Here is a 19,673-nt window from a genome sequence, read left to right as displayed (position 1 = left end):
TATCATTTAAATATTTGATTGATCTATTATAGTATAAGCTGCATAAGCCTTAGCCAAGCACGGTTTTTTATTAGGTTCTAAAACCACATAATTTTGTAATTGAGGTGTTTTTATGGACATGGGATTTGTTTTAAACGTAATAACCATACGCCCAACATCTTCTGTATCTTTTCCTTCTTCATCTACAAAGGGCATTTTTGTTGATAGATATAATACTTGCTTTTGAATACTAAAGTCAGTTTTATTAACATGTAGAATTATTTTATTATACGGAACTGGTAGTTGGATATTCTTTACCACCAATTCATGAATAATGGTATTCCCAGAAACTTGTGTGGATACTTCTTTATAAAACTTTAAAAATACAGATATGTCTACTGGTGATTTTTGTAAGTTTTTATTAGTTATTGGGCTAAAAACAACTGTTTTGTTTTCATCAATAATAGTTAGTTGCACCTTTGGAAACTGTAATATTTCAGATCCTAATACTTTTAATTGGGTTACGTCACCATTTTTATGCATACTGCCTTTATAGGATTCAGTAAGATACGTGCCCGTATACCCTTTATACATAGCATATTCAACGTCTAAATTAAATGTTTTAGCTGTTTTATAATAAGCTTCTACTTTAGCTAATGTTTGAGCCGCATTTGGTTGTTGTGCTTTCATTGCCAGAGCGCTTACTACCATCAGACTTAGGCATATCAAATTTTTAATTCTTTTTCTCATCTTAATTTGTTGCTTTAACATTTCCAGATCTTGTTTCTTGAATGGTATAAACTCCTTTTTCGGTTTCTTTCTTAACCCTTACAAGTCCACCCTCTAAATCATATTCATAGAATGTGGCATAATTATTTTCATCTAATTCGGACATTAAACGCTGTGTTTCGGGATGATACACAAACGTTTTCATGTTACTATCAAATGGATGTATGCGTATATCATCGAAATAGGTGTTAACGCTAGTAGAATTACTTTTTAGGTTAATATTTAAGAGTTTTGCATCCACAGGGATAGTAAACTCTCCTAATACGCGTTGCCAACCATCTATAATTGCTCCTTGTGATGAAAATATTAAAGTTTCATTTGTCATTTCTAAATCATCTCCCCCTATATAAGTAAGTTCTATTTGAGCATATTCATAATTGACTGGTTGGTAGTTTGATCCTTCATTATAATCATAATAAGTAATAGATTCTGACAACATAGAAGTCCCTGATATTTGTATTTCTTGATTATTAATAACTAAAGATGGGTTAGATGCATTAAAAGATTGTGTAACATAAAGAATTCCGTTACTTACTCGGGCATTTGTAAAGTTTAGAGCACCTAAATCATTTCCTAATAACGGATAATTAAATCTTGCCGATCCTTTAAAGCCTGCATTACAATTAGGGCATAATTCGACTGTTATTTCTGGAGTTCTATATTCAAAAAAACGTGTTTTGCTTTTATTTAAATAAAAACTAAATCCAATAGTTCTTCCTTTATCTACCCCTCCGAAATCGTCTTCTATTCGTTTAAAATCATACACTGTAAGCTTAAGTTCATCAGATTGTATTTCTTGAACAAATGGGATAAGTGGATCAAAATCTATATTAGATTCTGGTATATACACATCTGATGGAATATCAAGTTCGAAAAGATTATCACTTAACACTTTGTTCTTCAAATGATTCAATAACTCTACAAAAAGATCACTAACTTCAGTAAAATCATGTATTTCTCCTGGCGTAGCTGAAGCCCCTTGTTCTCTTACCCAACCACTTATTACATAGTGTCCTCCCAATTGTGGCTTAAACTTTTCGCAACTAATTATTGTTGGAAGTTCTTCATCTAAAATATCCACAACAACAGGAATACGTTCACTTATGCAGTTGCCATCAGTTTGTTGCGCATAGTAAGTTGTATTATCTTGTAATATGGTTGTACTATCATACAAACTACCTCCCAAAGATTGACTGTACCACTTGACATTACTACCTTTTGCTAACAAATTAGCCACAGTGTGTTCTTGATTGCTATAAAATTTCTGAATACCAGAAGGTAATATGGGAGTGCTTACCCCATTAAAGAGTACAGTTATGGGTGTGCGCTCAAAACTCTCAAAGGTATCCGCACCTATCTGTGCAGCGTAATAGGTAATATCTTCTTGCAAAAGTGTTGTATTTGAAAGTGCGTTCCCTTCTGTATCTGAGTCGTACCAAACCAGTGTTGCCCCTATCTCTGGTATTATAACTAAATCATTTAAAGTTGCACCAGGGCATATGTATTGTATATTATCGGATATAGGCGGAACTGTTCCTACATAAACTTCTACTGCTAATCTACAAGTGGATATGCCAACATCTTCAACATAATATGTGGCCCCATGTTCTAATAAATTTGTAGGATTTAATGGAGTTTGGCTAAATGCAGAATTAAACCATTGTATATTAGTACCCGACATCTGCAAATTGGCAATTGTAGCATTCGTTGGTAAAAACTGATATTCATCTTCATAATTATGTGTGGGGGTGCCTTGATCTATCATTACTGTAGTAGCCGTTCGGGTTAATATATTATCAGTCGTATCATCCCACCAATAGGTAACGCCTCCGAAATTAATAGCTTCGTCAATAAGCTCGTCAGTAGTATTATATGGCACTCCTCCTGTTTCAGTGGCATACCAAAATACACTGGAACCAGAAGGTATTAAGTTCGCAACAGTTGGATAGTTTTCCCACTCACTAGAACAAAAGCTATTTTCTTGACCTACTTCTAAAACAAATACAGTAACTGTATCTGTTGATATCGCTCCGTCATCATCAGTAACAGTAAGCTGAAATACATATGTTCCTGTTTCCAGAGATGATACTTCTGTTCTATAAGAATTAACATCAGCAAACATAACCGTTCCCCCGCTAATCTTTGTCCATAGATAAGATACTATTATTCCATCAGAATCATAACTTCTAGTTCCATTAAGTATAAATGAATTTGAAGGATATACTATGGAACCATCAACACCTGCATTAGCAAAAGGAGGACTATTAGTTGAGCAAGTGACTAAAGATACATATTCTGAAATTATTGGTTGACTACTGGACATTATACTAACTACACCATCATCATATGTTATTGCTAATGTTTGTTGAACTCCATATTCATTAAAATACTCAATAATTCCATCTGGACAATTCGCACATCCAGCATAACAATATTTAATTAAAGGCAACGTATATTCTTCATTTTCAGCTAAAACAAATACAATAGCTGTATCCGTCGATATAGCTCCATCATCATCAATAACAGTAAGTTCAAATACATAAGTTCCTACTTCCAGAAGGGTTACTTCTGTAATTGAAGAGTTAGAATCAGCAAATATTGCCGTTCCTCCACTAATTTTTGACCATAAATAAGACACTATTGTTCCATCGGAATCATAACTTTGAGAACCATTAAGTATAAATGAATTTGAAGGAAATATTAATGAAGCATAAACACCTGCATCAACATAAGGAGGAATATTCGTTGGGCAAGTGACTAAAGAAACATAATCTGAAATTATTGGTTGGCTACTTGACATTACGCTAACAACACCATCGTTATATGTTATTGTTAATGTTTGTTGAACTCCATATTCATCAAAATAATTAATGATTCCATCTGGACAATTCCCGCATTCTGCTGTATAACAATATTTAGTTAATGGCAACGTATCTGCTGTTACCGAAAGCGTTAGCGTATTTCGTTCTAAAGTTAATCCCGTAATTATACTATTTGTAGCTATTACATGGTATACACCGCTATCTGTTAATCCTAATGTATTTATAGTATAGTCTTTACTTGTTGCTCCAGAAATTGCAACACCATCTTTATACCATTGGTAACTGTTATTTGCACTACTCAAACTGGTGGTAAAGGTATAGCTCGAGCCTTCTGTTAAGTTTATAGTTTCCTCTAAATCTACTTTGGCTTGGGGACTGTAAACATAAAAGCTAGAGATATTGTTTTCTAAAGTAGCATGTATAGCTTCAAAATCCTCAAAAACAAATTTGTTGTTTTCAAACTTGAACCCTCTTAAATTATTTAATGTTGTTAATCCAGAAGGTAAAGCTCCTGACAATTGATTATCATGAAGATGTAAAAAATTCAACCCTGTGAGACCACCAAAACTTACAGGAATGCTACCAGTTAGCTGGTTTTTATGTAATGATAGCTCTGATAGATTAGGTAACAAACCTAATTCTGAAGGTATATTACCTGAAAATTGATTATTACTAATATATATAATATTTAAATTTTTAAGATTTCCTATCTCACTTGGAATAGTTCCTGTTAACTGATTTCTACTTAAGCGTAAATCTGTAAGATTGGATAAGTTTCCTATACTTGATGGTATAATTCCTGTTAAGTTATTAACATAAAGATTTAAGTAATTTAAATTTGTAAGATCATCTATACTTGCAGGAATTGTTCCATTTAGATTATTGTTTTCTAAAACAATTGAAGCAACAGACCCATTGCTTACAGTAACCCCATACCAATCACAAACTGCAGCTGCAGTATTCCAATTCGTATTATTTGTCCAGTTTGGTCCATTGGTAGCATTATAGAATGCAACTAAAGCGTCGCGCTCACTTTGCGGCACTATACATGTTTGTCCAAAGCTATAGGTTCCACTTAATATAAAAAATAGTACAAGAATAGTTTTATGGAATATAATTTTCATGATATAAATATTTTATAGCTGAGATTGAAAAATAGGTGTAGCACCAGAAGTTTTACCAGAATTAATATCTTTATACCCTACAACCTCTAACCTTACCCCAATACTAGAAGAAACTGGAGTATCTCGGTATTTGTTATTATATAAACTAGGATATTTATTAAGTAATATAAATTCAATAGTAGTATAATTTCTTTGACTCCTTTTTCGTTTTTTAGAAGGAGCAGTAATGCCCATTTCTAAAATATTATTTGCTCTACCTGTGGCATCTAGCTGAATACTAAACTCCATTGATTTGGATATTTGATTTCCACCATTAAAAGATGCTTTCCAACCATGGGCACCGTGTTTAACTTCAATTATTTTACCTCTTATTATATCATTTGGTTTTCCTTGAATTGTGAAACTTGCTTGTTTACGCCACCAAGAAAATTGTCCTGTTATTACTATATTAGTGATTTTGGGTATTGCATTATCATCACAGGCATCACCAATACCATCTTTATCATAATCATCTTGGTCGGGATTGGGTGTATAAGGACAAACATCTACCGTATCAAGCCAACCATCACCATCAGAATCCTCTATAACTGGACTTTGTCCTATAAGCTCGACAGGTAAGCTAGCTCGAGAATTATCAGGAGTAATCAATAAACTCGAATTACCTGTATGCGCATATTTATTGGAAACCACAATACCTCTATCACCATCTTGATAAACAATATTCTTGTATCCAAAATGCCCTTCATTTGTATTATTGAAGTCGTAATCTTCAAAATTATCCCCTCCCATATAGCGGTATTTACTATTAGAAGCGACTGCTGTTGGTAATGAGAAATTGTAACCATATTGTGCGGATGAATATCGGTTTAACGCATCTTTATTTTCTAGTTCTGCTCCATACGGACTATATTGGGTTACTTCACTCGCAAAAGTCCAATTTGGTGTGGCATCTATATTTAGTTCCCATTGATTTCCATTAAAAGCGTAATAAGGCTTAAAATGTTTAAAGTAACCTTCTTTTCTGGTATTCTTTTTGGAAGTGACTGTACCTTCTTTTACGTCGGTTCGTTCTGTTAAATATGCATAAGATTTTTCTGCACGCCATTCGTCTTTTACATTATATAAATAAGGATTAAATAGATATTTTTCTATTGACAATTCAGCCAATGTATCTTCATTTAGATTTGCATTGGGAATAAATGGTAAATTGTTTTCGCATTGGCAGTTCCAAAAATCGTTATAAGCTACTGCACTTGCATTTATTATCCGTAAATTGTTGGAAGCTAAACCTTCTGAAGATTGAGTAAAACTTGCTGTGTCAATTTTTCCGTTAACTAATGCATTTAGTGGGTTTTTCATCATAGTAACAGATGCCATATTGCCCGTTTGTTGATTTCGATAGCCAGATCTTACTATTTTAAAATCTATATTTTCTTGTATGGATTGTCCTCCTTCTCTATTAACAACCCCTCCCAAACGATTCATAAGCAATACACCTGTTCCTGTATTATTGAATTCTACAACCCAAAGTCGTTTACCATCACTAGTCATAATTTCATCACCCAATGTCAAATATTCACTGGCATTTGCATTAGCAAGTGCAAAATAATCACCAGTATATTCTAAAGTACCTTGAAGCCCTAAATTTCTTGATGCTTGCCCCATGTTGTTATATGCCCAATAGGCTGGGAAGTTAAAATTGTAATAGGCATCGTCAAATTCATTAATTGTTTTGGTTAGTATAACCTCTCCCGTTTCGGCATCCCAAGCTTCATTGACTGTAGATACTTTTGATCCAAGGTCTCTAGCTACTTTTTCTTTTAAAATAGCTGTGGTATGAATTACTTTGGTCGTGATGACACTGTGAGCTATGTTTTCGTGCTTGGTGTAAACGGGGAATGAGGTAGGAATAACTACCGGAAAAATACTAAGAAAAAATGCCGCTACATTTACATTGAGTCCTTTTGTTTCCGATTTTGAATAGGCTTCTCTAAAGTCGTTAATAACATCATAATCTACACCAATTTCCTTATTGCTTACAGAGCCATCTTTTGCAATAACAGGTAATACATTATCTAAAGCATTTCGTTCTGTACTATAATGATAGCTTACTGATGATATTGGAGCGTCCATGCCTTCTTGAAATACTTTTTGGGCTCTCATTTTCCCATCCATATCATTGGTATGTATAGCATAACCCTGTGATAAAGTAAACTCATTTTTAACTTTTACGGGCAGTCCCAAAAGCCCACCTATAAGTTGTCTTAGTACGTTATTTTGATTGCTATTATAACTATTTTCAATATCTGTATAATCGACTTTAGTTGGAAAGTCTTTAGTTGTATAAAACTCTGAAACTACTTTTCCCGTAGCATGTCTTGTAATATCGGCTCTATTTATATTTTTTACAGTGACTCTGCTATAAGTGACTTTTGAATAAGGAAAAAAGGCTTTTCCAAAAGGTTTTTCTACATAACTAACTTCCCTTGGTGCAATTAAACGTTCTCCATTATTATAAAAAGGTTCTACAAATGGATTTTCTGCACTATCATTAGGCTCGAAAGCAGCTACACCACTGGTAGTATTGTCTTCTAATGTATAATCATAAGTTTGTCCATAAGTTTGTAATGTACCACCGGTCGTCATAGTATTCCAATGGTCATTCATTACCAGCTGCTTAATACGTGAACCACCACCTAGTTTATAAGCTTTAGGGGTTGACAAACGAATCCATGATTTTTCTGAAATAAATTGTTGGGAACATAATTTATTTCTTAAGGCTTCATTAGGGCCTAGAAAAATTTGACCAATAGCACCAATACTAGAAACCAATTTTTTAGCAATGGTTACAACATTTTCAGTACGATAATCCCCATTTAAACCAAATGCAATGTCATTTAAATATGTTCTAGCAAAATATAAACCTGCTTTAGTAATAGGATTTCTTTCAACGTCTCCATTAAGACCTCCTTCCATTGGCGTCCATTGCATGGGGATAGCAGCATAAATTGATTCATTCTGTTGGAATACATTAACATCACCATCCCTCTCAAAATACCCAGTTACGTAATCGTAATCACGACTTGCTGTATTCAATGCTCCCTTTCTTGTCATATTCATTAAAAATCGAAAGTAAATGGGCTTATTATCTTGACCTTTTAAATATTTTTCTTTAAATTCTTGAGGAGTAATAACTGTATTTTCCTCTGGTAACTTGACATATAAATATTTAGCTTCATATGAACCATCGTAAAGTAAATGATCGCTCTCGGGACTCCCTGAAGTACTATTACTACCTGCACCAACCACCTTAAACATTTGCATCGTTGGTTTATCTTGTACATACTGGTAATCATCACTTTCGTAAGTTAAATCTATAGAGCCTCCAGAAGGCAAACCAATAGAGCTTAAAGACCACGCAGTTGCATACGCATCTTGGGTCTGTTTGTTTTGTTGATCAACAAAAGGGAATTCAGAAGTTGTAGTAATAGGATCATCAGTACTGCAACTACCATTATTTGGTTTGTAATTACCCCAAATATCAAAGGCTTTTAAACTGTAATCTGGATTTGTTTTACTATAGCTAAAAGTATAAGGAGTGTGTTTACCCATTAAAGAAGTTCTGTATGTAAAATATACTTGTTTAAGAGTTAGTTTTCCTAAATCGTTACTAAGTTCATAGGCATCTAAATCTCCTCCTAAATTGTTGTTTATATTTTTACACAAAGAATAATCGTATATAAAATGCGCTGTTTTTATAGGAGATAATTGTTGGATACTAGGGTCATTACTTGGAATGTTATCTTCAAGTTCTTTTTGAAACAATTTATATTCTGGTTTTGAATATAGGCGAATGGTGTTTATTTTATACAATTCCTGACCGGAAGCTGGTGCCCCCCCATTTTTTCCAGCAACACCGCGAGCATCTTTTCGTGGGGATAAATCAAAAATAGCAACATGTGTTTTAGTCTCAATCTTTCTTATATATTTTATTTCTTTTTGACCATAGATATAGCTCCCTTTTTGATCGGATGGATTACTTCTTAAACCTTCATTGTAAGAAGCTTCGTTCATTCCATAAGGAACACGCCATTGGAAAGGAACATTATCTGGTGTTACATATTCGAACAGTGTGTAAGCTCCTAAATCGTCATCGGTTGGTCCATCTCCTTTTATATCTTCGTAATCGGATGATAAAACAGATGATAACAAATAGGTATGCGCATATGCAGGTGTTTTTACATTATCATAAAAATGATCAATTCCTGCACTATTGTTTATAGAATTTTCTCCTGTTTTGTAAGTAACAATTCCTGTAGCACAATCTCCAGTATTATCAGTAGCAAAAGTAACTTCCTGTTTCTCTATATTATAAGCTGTTTCGCCAAATACATAGGTGGCACCATCTGGTTTTAACACTCTGATTTCTGCTGTATGATGGGGTTTATCTTTAGCATAAGTATTAATTCGTTGTTGTCCATACCCTTCAGTATAGAAATTCTTTAATTCTCCAACAGTGATTTTTTGAATGGATTGATTACGCACATCGCGTTTGGTTCTTTTAAAATTACCTGAAAATGATTTAAGGTCTTCTGTTGGAACATTACTACTAAATTCATAATCTTTTACTCTAAAACGGGTATCTGCATACTTATCAAAACCAACGCCGCCTATTTTAAGTGCCATAGCTTTGTCACTGTGTAATCGGTCTGTGTAAAGAGAGCGTTCATCATCTACCTTATTTTCTCCTACATATTTAAAATACACAGGTTCATAATCAAAATTAGAAGCACTGTTTTTTGCATTTTCATTATCGTTTTTAAATGAGTTAGACGCTTTGGTTCGCCATACTCCTGTATAACTTTTAGATGGAGCAACTACAAAATTACCTCCATAATGCCATCCAGCACCTCCTTCAATTTCAACACCTAGACTAAACCCCTTACTTTCATCCTCTACATATTCATCATAAATTTGCCCTATTTGACCACGATGCGACCTAAACATACCAGTAGCTCCTTGGCCATTAACACTATACAAATCATAGGTGTAATTAGCATAGGGCAATGCCAATAAGTTTTTACTTATGGTTCTGTCATTTTCTCTATTATAATCTAGAACATCATTTGACGTAGCTTGCCCTGTAAATTCATAGCCAAAAGCTTTTTCTGTTTTTGTTTTATCTTTAATTTTTTGAACAGATGCTGTTGCTGATATTTCTAATTCGCCATCTATCCCCCATGCAGTTCCTCCTACAGAAAAAGAAAAGGTACTATTAAAATCTTGAAAGGCTGTACGTTTTCTGGGGGTAAGTGTTACAGGGTTTGAAAAAGACAAGTTTCCAGTAACCGTTCCCATACCTGTTTTTGTTTCATTTAAAATTGCATTGACAAGATTGTTCTTAAATGCAGGACTTATAGTAGCATTTAAACTATAAGATGTTAACCCTTTATTAGAATTATATGAAAGTCCCGCATTTAAACCACCATTAACCGACATACTTTCAATAATTGGCAGGTTTGCTTTAGCACTAACTTTTGGGGAAATAGTTGCACCTTCGGTCGCAGATGCCTGAACATTCATCCCCACCGTTACATAATCACCTAAATCAAATGATAAACCATAGGATGGGGTAAAACTAATACCATTATAGTTATTGTATTTAATACCTAGACCTAAAGATGCTTTCACATAGTCTTCGGTTTCAAAACCAAAAACTTGAGGAGATGCTTGAGCACTAATTCCCACCGTAACATTAGGTTTTAAGTTTTTTTCATAAGTTATTTCATCACCCTTAAAATCATCTGGGATACCACGAACCTGCCTATTTATTTGACCTACGTTCAAGTTCCAACCCAAACCTACCCATGAAGCTTCTTGATCCATAGTCAATCCAGAGTCATAAGCCAAGTTTAATGGGTAACCTCCAACATCCATAATAGGTATGTTATAATTAAAATCTCCCGTAGAAAGGTTTACCATATCGGAAGTGCCTATAGGGGTAAATGCGTTAAACTCAGGCTGTGAAGGACCGCTTGTTAATGCAAATAAATTAGATGGTTGTACCGTTGTAATAAGCAATTGTATTGCTAAATAACTGGCTATAATTTTTGAAAACTTACTGGTTCTAATAGTGTGAATCATAATGATGTTGATTATAATTTTTAGTAATTATCCTTTATTTTTTTTTCTGTTACAAATCCAATTGATTTTTTTGGTTAAAATATAAAGTGTTAATCCTTCAATTTTTTTTAAGAATTTTATATCTATCATTCCCAACTCAATCCTGTTTACTTCTATAATTTTTAGCTATTGAAATAATAGCATAAACTAATAAAAATGTAAATTTCATAATTCTAAACCTTTAAGGGTATATCCGTTAAATTGAATTTTATAATGCCATTCCCGAACAAATAATCTTGGTATATCAGTTTTATTTTATCGCTGGGATTTATATTATTAAAATAAAGAAGCGCCCGTTTAAAAGGTGCTATTTTAAAATTACGCTCAAAATTTACACCAGAACATGGTATGGTGTCATTGGAAGATGTTACTACCGTAAAATCTTTCTCAATAGTAAATGCCATATATTTTACAGCATCGTCATAATTTCTTTTTGTGTAATCTTCGAGCAATAAATCAGCTTCATTTACATGTTGAAACTCTATTTCTATAATGCGCTCCTTGGCATTAATTTGATAAAGAGAATCTATTTTAGCAGAATCATCAGGGTTGTTTTTTAAGAGGTAATATTGAATAGGTACTTCGGTCGCTGTATAATTAATATCATTAACAAATTGGTTTACCCGTTTGGATTTCCAATTTTCTTGATGTAAACTGAAGAATTTGTATTCAGCAATATTATTGGCTTTTGGAGTTTTATATTTTTCAAGTAGAAACATGCCTCCAAATACAAACAAAGAGACTAATAATATTATAGAGCCATACCTCTTAAAAAACTTCATTAGCTTTAGGTGTTAAAATTTTATTAAAACTACCTAAAACCTAAAAAAACCAAGTAAGGATTTTCCGTTAAATAATTAAGGATAACCCTTAATTGTTACCCTCATATTTTATATTTGAAAATTTTAAAATTTGTGTTGTAATATCTGTAGTTTCATCCCCGTACATAACATTGCCATTGCCGCTTGTTCCTACAATAATTTTAAATTTTTTGGTTTGGGCATATTCTTTAATATAACTATTTAGCCTATCCCAAATGGTATTGCTTAATTGATGTGTATAATTATCTTGAAGCTCTTGAATAGCTTTGCTTTTATAAGCAATTTGTTGTTGTAAATTTTTAAATGCCACAGCTTCTTTATTAGTTACTGATTGAAAAATAGCATATAAGCTATCTAACTCTTTTCCTTGTTTGTTAATTTTTGCTTCTTCAATACTCTTAATGTCTTTAGTCATATTAAAGCCATTGAAAAGCTTGATGTTATCAATGTAAACTATTTCTTGTTTGTTTCTGTCTAGGTAAAAATAGAAACCAAAAACTACCAATGTTAATAATAAGATTGAATTGATAGTTGCGTGTATGTTTAGTTTGTTCATTATTGTTTTTTTATTGTTTTTTTATTATTATTTAATGAAACTATTAACGAATCATTATAAGCTTTTACCAAAGTAATATCATTCACTATCTCCTTTTCTCTTTTTCTGAAGAGTATTTTATCTATTTTTAATAAAATTAATCGTGTAGTCTCATTTTCACCTTTAACAAAACCATGGTAAGTAATATTTGGCCAAACAATGTTTTTCTGAATGGTTTTTGCTGTAACTTTTGGCTTATTTACTGTTTTTTTTGCTATCGGTGTTTTTATCATTCTACTAGATATACCAAAAGGATCTCTATCTATTAAGCTAAGTTGAAAAGTATCCTTTGCAATAGCATATTTTTGCTTGTAGTTTATTGTCGAACTAATAGCTTCATTACTTTTTATAGAAGATTTATTCCCTCCAAAATATTTGTAGAAAACAGAGCTCCAAATAATTATTAAGAGTACTATCAGCGTTATGTTCAAGTATTTTTTTTTCATTTTATTGAACAACTACCGATCTAGCGATACTATAATCGCTTGCATTAGTAGCTTTATCTATTGCTTTTACTCTCCAATGATATGTTCCCGCTGTAACAAAAGTATATTGATAGGTATTGGTTGTTATCTTTGCTGAATGGATTGTGGTATTGAAATTAATATCTGAGGCCACTTCTATAGTATATGTAATCGTAGATTTTACGTTTCCTGAATCTGTGCCATTTGTCCAGCTAAATGTTACTGTTTTTGTAGTAGTAGTTCCTTGATCTGCAGGCAATGTTAAAACAGGTTGATTTGGAGCTACTCTATCTATAAATATGGATCTTTGTGAAAACACGGTTTCGGTTTCTGAAGTTGCATTCAACGCTTTTACCTTCCAAATATACTTAGCGTCTTCATCAAACTTGCTAGCATCTATGGTATAGCTATTAGTAGACAGGTCTGGTTGTTGAAGAACTGTTTGTTCTCCACTTAAATTTTTAATTAATTCAAAATTATAAGAAGTCGCTGTGGTAAACTTTTCCCATGTGCATGTAAGATTAGCATTATTAGTATAAAAGTCAATTGAAGGGGTTAATAAAGAAACTTTCTGATTAGATAAATCATCAGATATTTTTACAGAAAAATTTACAGGAAAGGTGTATGCTGTGCTATAAGCAAAATTTTCTCCCCTAACTTGCCATTGATAGTTGCCAGGGTTTAGAATGTAATTAAAAGTATTAGTAGTTATTAAAGAATCTACCTCAACCACTTGGCTTCCTTTAATGATTTGAATTCTATAATCATCTGCACCATCTAATACAAACCATGAAAACTGAACAGTATTACCATCAATAGTTACACCTTCGCTAGGTGAACTTGTTTGAACTATATCATCTGTAATATTTTCTTCCAAAATATCGTCACAAGAAAATAGTAATGTCGTTAACATTAATATTATTATTGTATTATTTAGTGTTTTCATAGTTCTGTAAAATAATTTTTAAAAAAAGATTTTTAGTATTGGTTCTATAGTTTTTTTTTGAATACAATTGAGTACTTACTACCCTTGAATTTTTAAAGTGTTTTTCAATTTCGTATAGAATATTTATTAGGTTGCTGAAAGTGCCTTCAAGTTCAATTTGGTTTGAATAAATTAAAAACTCATTGTCTGAAAATAAATGAACATCTTCAATAGAAACAATGTTTACATTATAATTATTTTTCGAAATAAAATCTAGTAGTTTTTGCTGAACCACTTCTGGGTTTGAGGTTTGTCCTCCAATAGTTTTGTTTAAGTTGCTTATGTCGTTATTTAAATTATAAAGATCTTCCAATGAATTTTCATTATTAAACAACTTTTCGTTAACAGAATTCAATTCTTTTCTTGCGCTTAAGGTATGCTTGAACGTTTTTTTGTAGGATGCCATAAATAGCAATATAAATCCTATTATGACAGCAAAGAACTTTTGTTTATATGTTAAATTTTTAAACAATTATATTTTTATTTTAATGGTAAATGTATTCTCTGTTTTGGTTTCTTGTGAATAATCTTCAATGTCCAGTTTTTTTATCCATGCTAAAGATTCCAGCTTTTTCAACCAATCATTAAACATTTTATTGTTTTCGCACTCTCCAATAATTTTAACAACACTAATATCAAAATTGATTTTCTCTAAAGCCTTTGTTTTTTTAACAGGAGGGATAACTTGGATGGCATTTAACACAATATTTTGCGACACTGAATTTCCAATATCCATAATGTATTTGGTCAAAAAACTTTTGTTGCTAATTCCACTTGAGAGTAGTATTTTTTCTTTTAAAATCTTTTCATCTTTTAAAGTATTAACCTTTACAATGGTTTGTTGGGTTAAGACATTAAGTGATTCTTTTTCAGCTAACGAATTCATATAAAAGCCCAACAAATAGTGACTTAAAGAAAGCGTTGTCAAAAAAAATGCAAGAGTAAAAATCCATGCTATTTTAAATCGTTTTTTAAACTTAAATTCAGCTTTGTTTCTATTTAAAAATTCTTTATCAAATTCAATGGCAAGATTAGGATATTTATAATCTAAAAAAGATGCCACAAGTGGTAATTCCCTTTGGTTTAATGTATCGCCATTTATTTGATATTCCTTTTGTTGTGTTTGTATATTATTGAATGACAAAACCTTATTATCACTTATTTCTAGAGTATAGTTAGATGATGAAATCCTATTATAATCTTTTACAATAGGTAGTAAATTTGCCATTATAAATGGTCCGAAAGATATATGTATTATAAAAAAATGAATGTCGCTTATTTGCTTTATTATGGTATCTATATGGTGTTTTCTGGATACTGATACAAAAACAGTTTCATTTTGGTGATATTCAAAAAAGTAAAACTCCTCTGGGTTGGCTTTAAAAATTAAATCATTTCTATAGCCTGTTTTGTTTTCAACTTCCTTATGTATAATATTGTCACCTTCAATATGTAAAATTATAGGATAATCTTTATTTAATTGTGGTGTGAAAATACTTTCAAAATTATTTGAGAAAAATCTTTTTTCAATCGTTAATTCATTATTTTTAAATAGTATCTCAATTAATTGGTATTCTAGCACATCATTTACTTTAGATATACCAATGGCATAATATCTATTTGAATAATTAAATATATTTTTAAACTTAGTTGTCATTTAGTAGGTAACTGTTGGTTTAATAAAAATGTGCAGTTTAGATTTTTCTTTTCTTTTTGTTCTACCACTAAATAACCATTTAATTACTGGAATTCTTGATAATAAAGGGGTTCCCGTTCCTGAGTTTTCATTTTCTAATTCGTCTAGTCCACCTAAAAGCACCATTTCATTGTTTTTTACCCGAACTAACGATTCAAATTTTTGAGTAGATTTTCCAGGAGGAGCACCTTCTCCAACTCTTCCAAGAAAAGAACTTTTTTCAACAGCAATAGTAAGAGTTACATTTTCATCTTTAGACACAAAAGGCTTGATGTTAATACTTAAGTTTGCTTCGGTAGATTTCCATGTACCAGATTGAAGAATATCATTGCCAATCCCTGACGTTAATAATCTATTATTTTGCTCAAAATAGTAACTAGTTTCTCCTATAGAAGAGGTGGCATCGTGTCCATTTAGGGTTACAAGTTTTGGTGTTGAGGATAGTTTAATAAGTGAATTATTTTCTAATGCCTTTAAGTTTAAATAAAATTTCTCAGAAACCTTACCAAGATTAATAATTCCAAGTCCATTAAATGCATCTATTAATCCATTTACAGAAGTGGCATTAAGGGCAACATCAGTTGTTGGAAAAAGGGCTCCTGAAGTTGTTCTTTGCTGATTGTCAATGCCGGCTTGCATGCCTGTTTGGATTTCGTAGGATTTTTGATATTGTACTATTATGACTTCAATTTGAATTACAGGAACCACTAAGTCGATTTCATGAATATAATCTTTAAATTCTTGAATGCGCGTTTTTGATCCAGAAACAACAAAACCATTTAGCTCGATAAACTCTTTAATTTCAAGACCTTTTGTCAAACTACTTGGAAGGGTACTTAAAACAGTTTCTATAGTTCTGTTTTCTAATTGTATTAATTCTATAGTTCTTAACCCTGGTGTAGTGTGTTCTCCAATTAAATATAAATCATTAAACTTTTTATAGGTGTAATTTTCACCTATAAAGAGATGTTCTAATAAATCATCAAATGAAATATCTTTAGACATTAATGTTGTACTTACCCCAGTGGGGGTATTGTACATAAAATAATTAATATTTAATTTCTCTGCGGCATCTATAATCATTTCTGCAGCATCTGCTTCTGTTGCTTTAACGTCTAAAAACCCTTTGTCATTAATTTTAATCTCAAAAGCTCCATTATCATTACTTGATGATGTATTTCTTTGAGTTGATGAACTTCTACTTCTGCCATTTTGCGTGGTAGATTTTACCGCTGGTTGTGTAACAATATCCTTTTCGAGATAATAAATATTATTTTCATCTACACTAAGCACTAAGCTATTAGACTTTGCCATCATTTCAAGAACTTGATCAAAGGGTCTATTTAGTATATAGGCTGATACTAATTCTCCTTTAATATCTGGCGCTAATACAACATTTTTTTTTGATGCATCTGTTATGGCTTGGGCAACTCTAGGTAAAGAATCGTTTTTGAGATTAATGGATAAAAAAGCGTTTTCATTATTATAAGTGACATCAATTTTTTTTAAAGTCTTTATTTTCTCAACGATTACCTGATCTGGTTTTTTTTTGAATATTAAAATATTGTTCATTACTTCAACATCCAAATCGTGCTTTTTAATTAAAAACATAAATACATCCTTTATGTTTACATCATAAAAATTGCTGGTCACCAATTGATTTAAATTTGAATCAACACTTACATTTAACTGATGTTCCTCTGCCAAAGCATTAATAAAATCATATAGGGTTAATCCAGCCAAATCAATTCTAACATTCTCATTTAACCCCTTTTTTGTTTTTGCTAGTTCATCTATTTTCTTTGTGAAAATTTCAATATTGGTTTGTGAAAAACATACATTGATAAAAAAACAGAAAAAGATTATAGTTAAAATTCTGTATGACATAGTTTATGAATTAATAAGAATTGGGTAAATCTCCTCAAGCGATGTTAGTCCTCTTGACAATAAATCAAATGCTTTATTTGAGAGTTTTTTGTTTTTTGTAAAATCAGACTGTACCAAGGTGTTATTTTTTATGGCATCAGCAACCTCGTGAGTAATTGGCAGTATTTCATAAATAGCTCTACGCCCTTTATATCCTGTATGATAACAATCATCACATCCTTTTGCTGTATAATGACTTTTTAATGGACTATCTGCTTTAAAAGACCTAGGTAAATCTTTATCATTAAAAATCTCTTCTTTTTTACAAGAATCACATAAAGTTCTTACCAGTCGTTGAGCAACAGACACATTAATAGTTTCAGCAATTAAAAATGAAGGGATGTCCATATCTACCAACCTAGAAATAGTACCAACAGCAGAATTAGTATGGATAGTAGACAGTACTAAATGCCCAGTTAAAGAGGCTCTAATTGCCATTTGAGCCGTTTGGGCATCTCTAATTTCCCCAAGCATTATAATATCTGGGTCTTGTCTTAAAAAAGAGCGTAATGCCGAGGTGAAAGTAAGACCTATGTTTTCTTTTAATTGCACTTGATTAATACCTTTTAAGGTGTATTCTATCGGGTCTTCTACGGTTAGTATATTTCTTTTTATATCATTAAGATGTTTAAGTGTTGCATATAATGTTGTTGTTTTCCCAGAACCTGTAGGCCCACTTATAAGTACAATCCCATTTGTCTTTTTAACTGCTTCTAAATATGTTTGTACATCATCATTATCTAAGCCTAGTTTATTAATATCTAAATGAGAAGCATCTCTACCCAATATTCGCATCACCACTTTTTCCCCATGATGAGTTGGTAATATGGATACTCTAATATCAAAATCATCATATTCTATTCTACCGTCTTGGGGTAAACGTTTTTCAGTAATATCTAGATTCGACTTAATTTTAATTTGATTAATCAGTTCAAGATAATTTTCCTTTTTTATATGATTTTTCTCAATGAGTTGCCCATCAATACGCAATCTAACTCTCACGTCTTCTTCATATATTTCAATATGAATATCACTTGCATTTATATTTTTAGCTTCGAAAATTAAGTCTTCTAAAAAATCATTTCCATAAGAAACTAACCTTGGCTTATCATCATTTTTTCTATAATAAAGGGAAAGCGCTCTTTTTACAATGGAAGATTCTACAAACTCTAAAATTATGTTTTTATTAAAAATGAGTTTTAATTCTTCTTTAATAGCATATTCCTCTAAAATTTTTTCATCAGCAATAAAAAAAGCATTTGTATCATTTGTGATTTCTTTTGGAATAATTGAAAAATGATTAGCAATATCAGAACTGATTGCCTGTTGCAAATCAATACTTAAGTTTATATGCTTTTGGCTTTCTATATTCATTTAAAACAACACATTAATTTTAAATATGCTTTTTGCCACAACATTAATCATTAGAAATAATGCTAAATACCCAGCTAAAGGAATGGTTTTTCCATTTTTAAAAATCGAATAAACACCATGTACCAATAAAGAAAATAACAACCCAATAATAAAGAATAGAATAAAAGGTTTTAAAGTAAATAATGGTGTAATGGCGATAAAAAAGACAATATCCCCCAAACCAATAAAGGTATCTATAGGATTTATAAACACTTTATTCTTAAAGGAAAAATATAATGTAAGTCCTAAAATATTGATTAAAACAAAAGCTATGTTATATAGAATATTATAAAAATCTAAATCAATAGAAATAAAATTAATGGACATTGCTATTAAAAATAAACTTACTGGCAATGTTATGTGTATGGTTCTATTCATTATATCTTGATAGAGCACTACAGTTAAAACAACAATTAGTACTACGCTTAAAGTGATTGTCATTTTAATCCTTTATAATTTCTTTTAACATTCTGTCTTGATTAATTTCCCAAGTGTTAAAAACACCATCTCCATCAAAATCTTGTAGTGAGGTAGCTGTAGCTACAAAGGTGTTTAGTGATGCTTCAATAACTTCTATTTTATAAACTGCTTGCCCACCTTTATCAATGGTTAAAGCCTCTTCAAATCCTAATTCACTAAAATCAGTTGTGTATTTAGAATGGCGATAAAAATGGCTTTTTTCTAAACCATGTATCATACTTAACATGTTTTGAGCTTCAATGGATTTGGCGCTTGTAACTACCGATGTTTGGTTAGGAACAACCAAATAAATTAGAATACCAATAATACAGAGTACTATTAAGATCTCAGACATAGAATATGCTTTTAGTTGTAGCTTTTTATTATTTAACTTTAATACGGACTTTTTCATTTTTA

Annotated in this window: 13 protein-coding genes; all 13 read right to left on the bottom strand. The window is 31.5% G+C overall.

Annotated features, from left to right (window positions below):
- Window positions 1-6: 6 nt before the first annotated feature.
- Window positions 7-669: a hypothetical protein gene (locus QLS71_RS07980; RefSeq protein ID WP_308993697.1), complete on the bottom strand. Its 663-nt coding sequence runs from the start codon at window positions 667-669 to the stop codon at window positions 7-9.
- 61 nt (window positions 670-730) lie between these two features.
- Window positions 731-4,714, bottom strand: a complete 3,984-nt coding sequence (locus QLS71_RS07975; protein WP_308993696.1) for an immunoglobulin domain-containing protein — start codon at window positions 4,712-4,714, stop codon at window positions 731-733.
- Between the two features lie 12 nt (window positions 4,715-4,726).
- Window positions 4,727-10,858 (bottom strand): thrombospondin type 3 repeat-containing protein, encoded by a 6,132-nt coding sequence (locus QLS71_RS07970; protein WP_308993695.1) that lies wholly within the window; start codon window positions 10,856-10,858, stop codon window positions 4,727-4,729.
- 212 nt (window positions 10,859-11,070) lie between these two features.
- The gene (locus QLS71_RS07965; RefSeq protein WP_308993694.1) at window positions 11,071-11,679 is read right to left on the bottom strand and encodes a hypothetical protein; all 609 of its coding nucleotides are present in this window, start codon (window positions 11,677-11,679) and stop codon (window positions 11,071-11,073) included.
- An 88-nt stretch (window positions 11,680-11,767) separates the two neighbouring features.
- Complete coding sequence (locus QLS71_RS07960; RefSeq protein ID WP_308993693.1) at window positions 11,768-12,274, bottom strand: OmpH family outer membrane protein; 507 nt, start codon at window positions 12,272-12,274, stop codon at window positions 11,768-11,770.
- Window positions 12,274-12,759: a hypothetical protein gene (locus tag QLS71_RS07955; RefSeq protein ID WP_348636615.1), complete on the bottom strand. Its 486-nt coding sequence runs from the start codon at window positions 12,757-12,759 to the stop codon at window positions 12,274-12,276. The genes QLS71_RS07960 and QLS71_RS07955 overlap by 1 nt, the downstream gene beginning before the upstream one ends.
- Window position 12,760: 1 nt before the next feature.
- Entirely contained in the window at window positions 12,761-13,690 is a 930-nt protein-coding gene (locus QLS71_RS07950) for a hypothetical protein (RefSeq protein WP_308993691.1), read from the bottom strand.
- 16 nt (window positions 13,691-13,706) lie between these two features.
- A complete protein-coding gene (locus tag QLS71_RS07945) occupies window positions 13,707-14,168 on the bottom strand; it encodes a hypothetical protein (protein WP_308993690.1) in 462 nt (153 codons plus the stop codon).
- 66 nt (window positions 14,169-14,234) lie between these two features.
- Window positions 14,235-15,419 carry a hypothetical protein gene (locus QLS71_RS07940; protein WP_308993689.1) on the bottom strand — a complete coding sequence of 395 codons (1,185 nt, stop codon included), beginning with the start codon at window positions 15,417-15,419 and terminating at the stop codon, window positions 14,235-14,237.
- Window positions 15,420-17,345 carry a type II and III secretion system protein gene (locus QLS71_RS07935; protein WP_308993688.1) on the bottom strand — a complete coding sequence of 642 codons (1,926 nt, stop codon included), beginning with the start codon at window positions 17,343-17,345 and terminating at the stop codon, window positions 15,420-15,422.
- 3 nt (window positions 17,346-17,348) lie between these two features.
- Window positions 17,349-18,758 carry a GspE/PulE family protein gene (locus tag QLS71_RS07930; protein ID WP_308993687.1) on the bottom strand — a complete coding sequence of 470 codons (1,410 nt, stop codon included), beginning with the start codon at window positions 18,756-18,758 and terminating at the stop codon, window positions 17,349-17,351.
- Window positions 18,759-19,238 carry a hypothetical protein gene (locus QLS71_RS07925; protein WP_308993686.1) on the bottom strand — a complete coding sequence of 160 codons (480 nt, stop codon included), beginning with the start codon at window positions 19,236-19,238 and terminating at the stop codon, window positions 18,759-18,761.
- 1 nt (window position 19,239) lies between these two features.
- Window positions 19,240-19,668, bottom strand: a complete 429-nt coding sequence (locus QLS71_RS07920; protein WP_308993685.1) for a type II secretion system protein — start codon at window positions 19,666-19,668, stop codon at window positions 19,240-19,242.
- Between the last annotated feature and the right edge of the window lie 5 nt (window positions 19,669-19,673).

The organism is Mariniflexile litorale, from assembly GCF_031128465.2.
GTDB classification, from domain to species: Bacteria; Bacteroidota; Bacteroidia; order Flavobacteriales; family Flavobacteriaceae; genus Mariniflexile; species Mariniflexile litorale.
The sequence above is the reverse complement of the archived record's forward strand: the minus strand, read 5'-3'. Positions and strand labels throughout refer to the sequence as shown.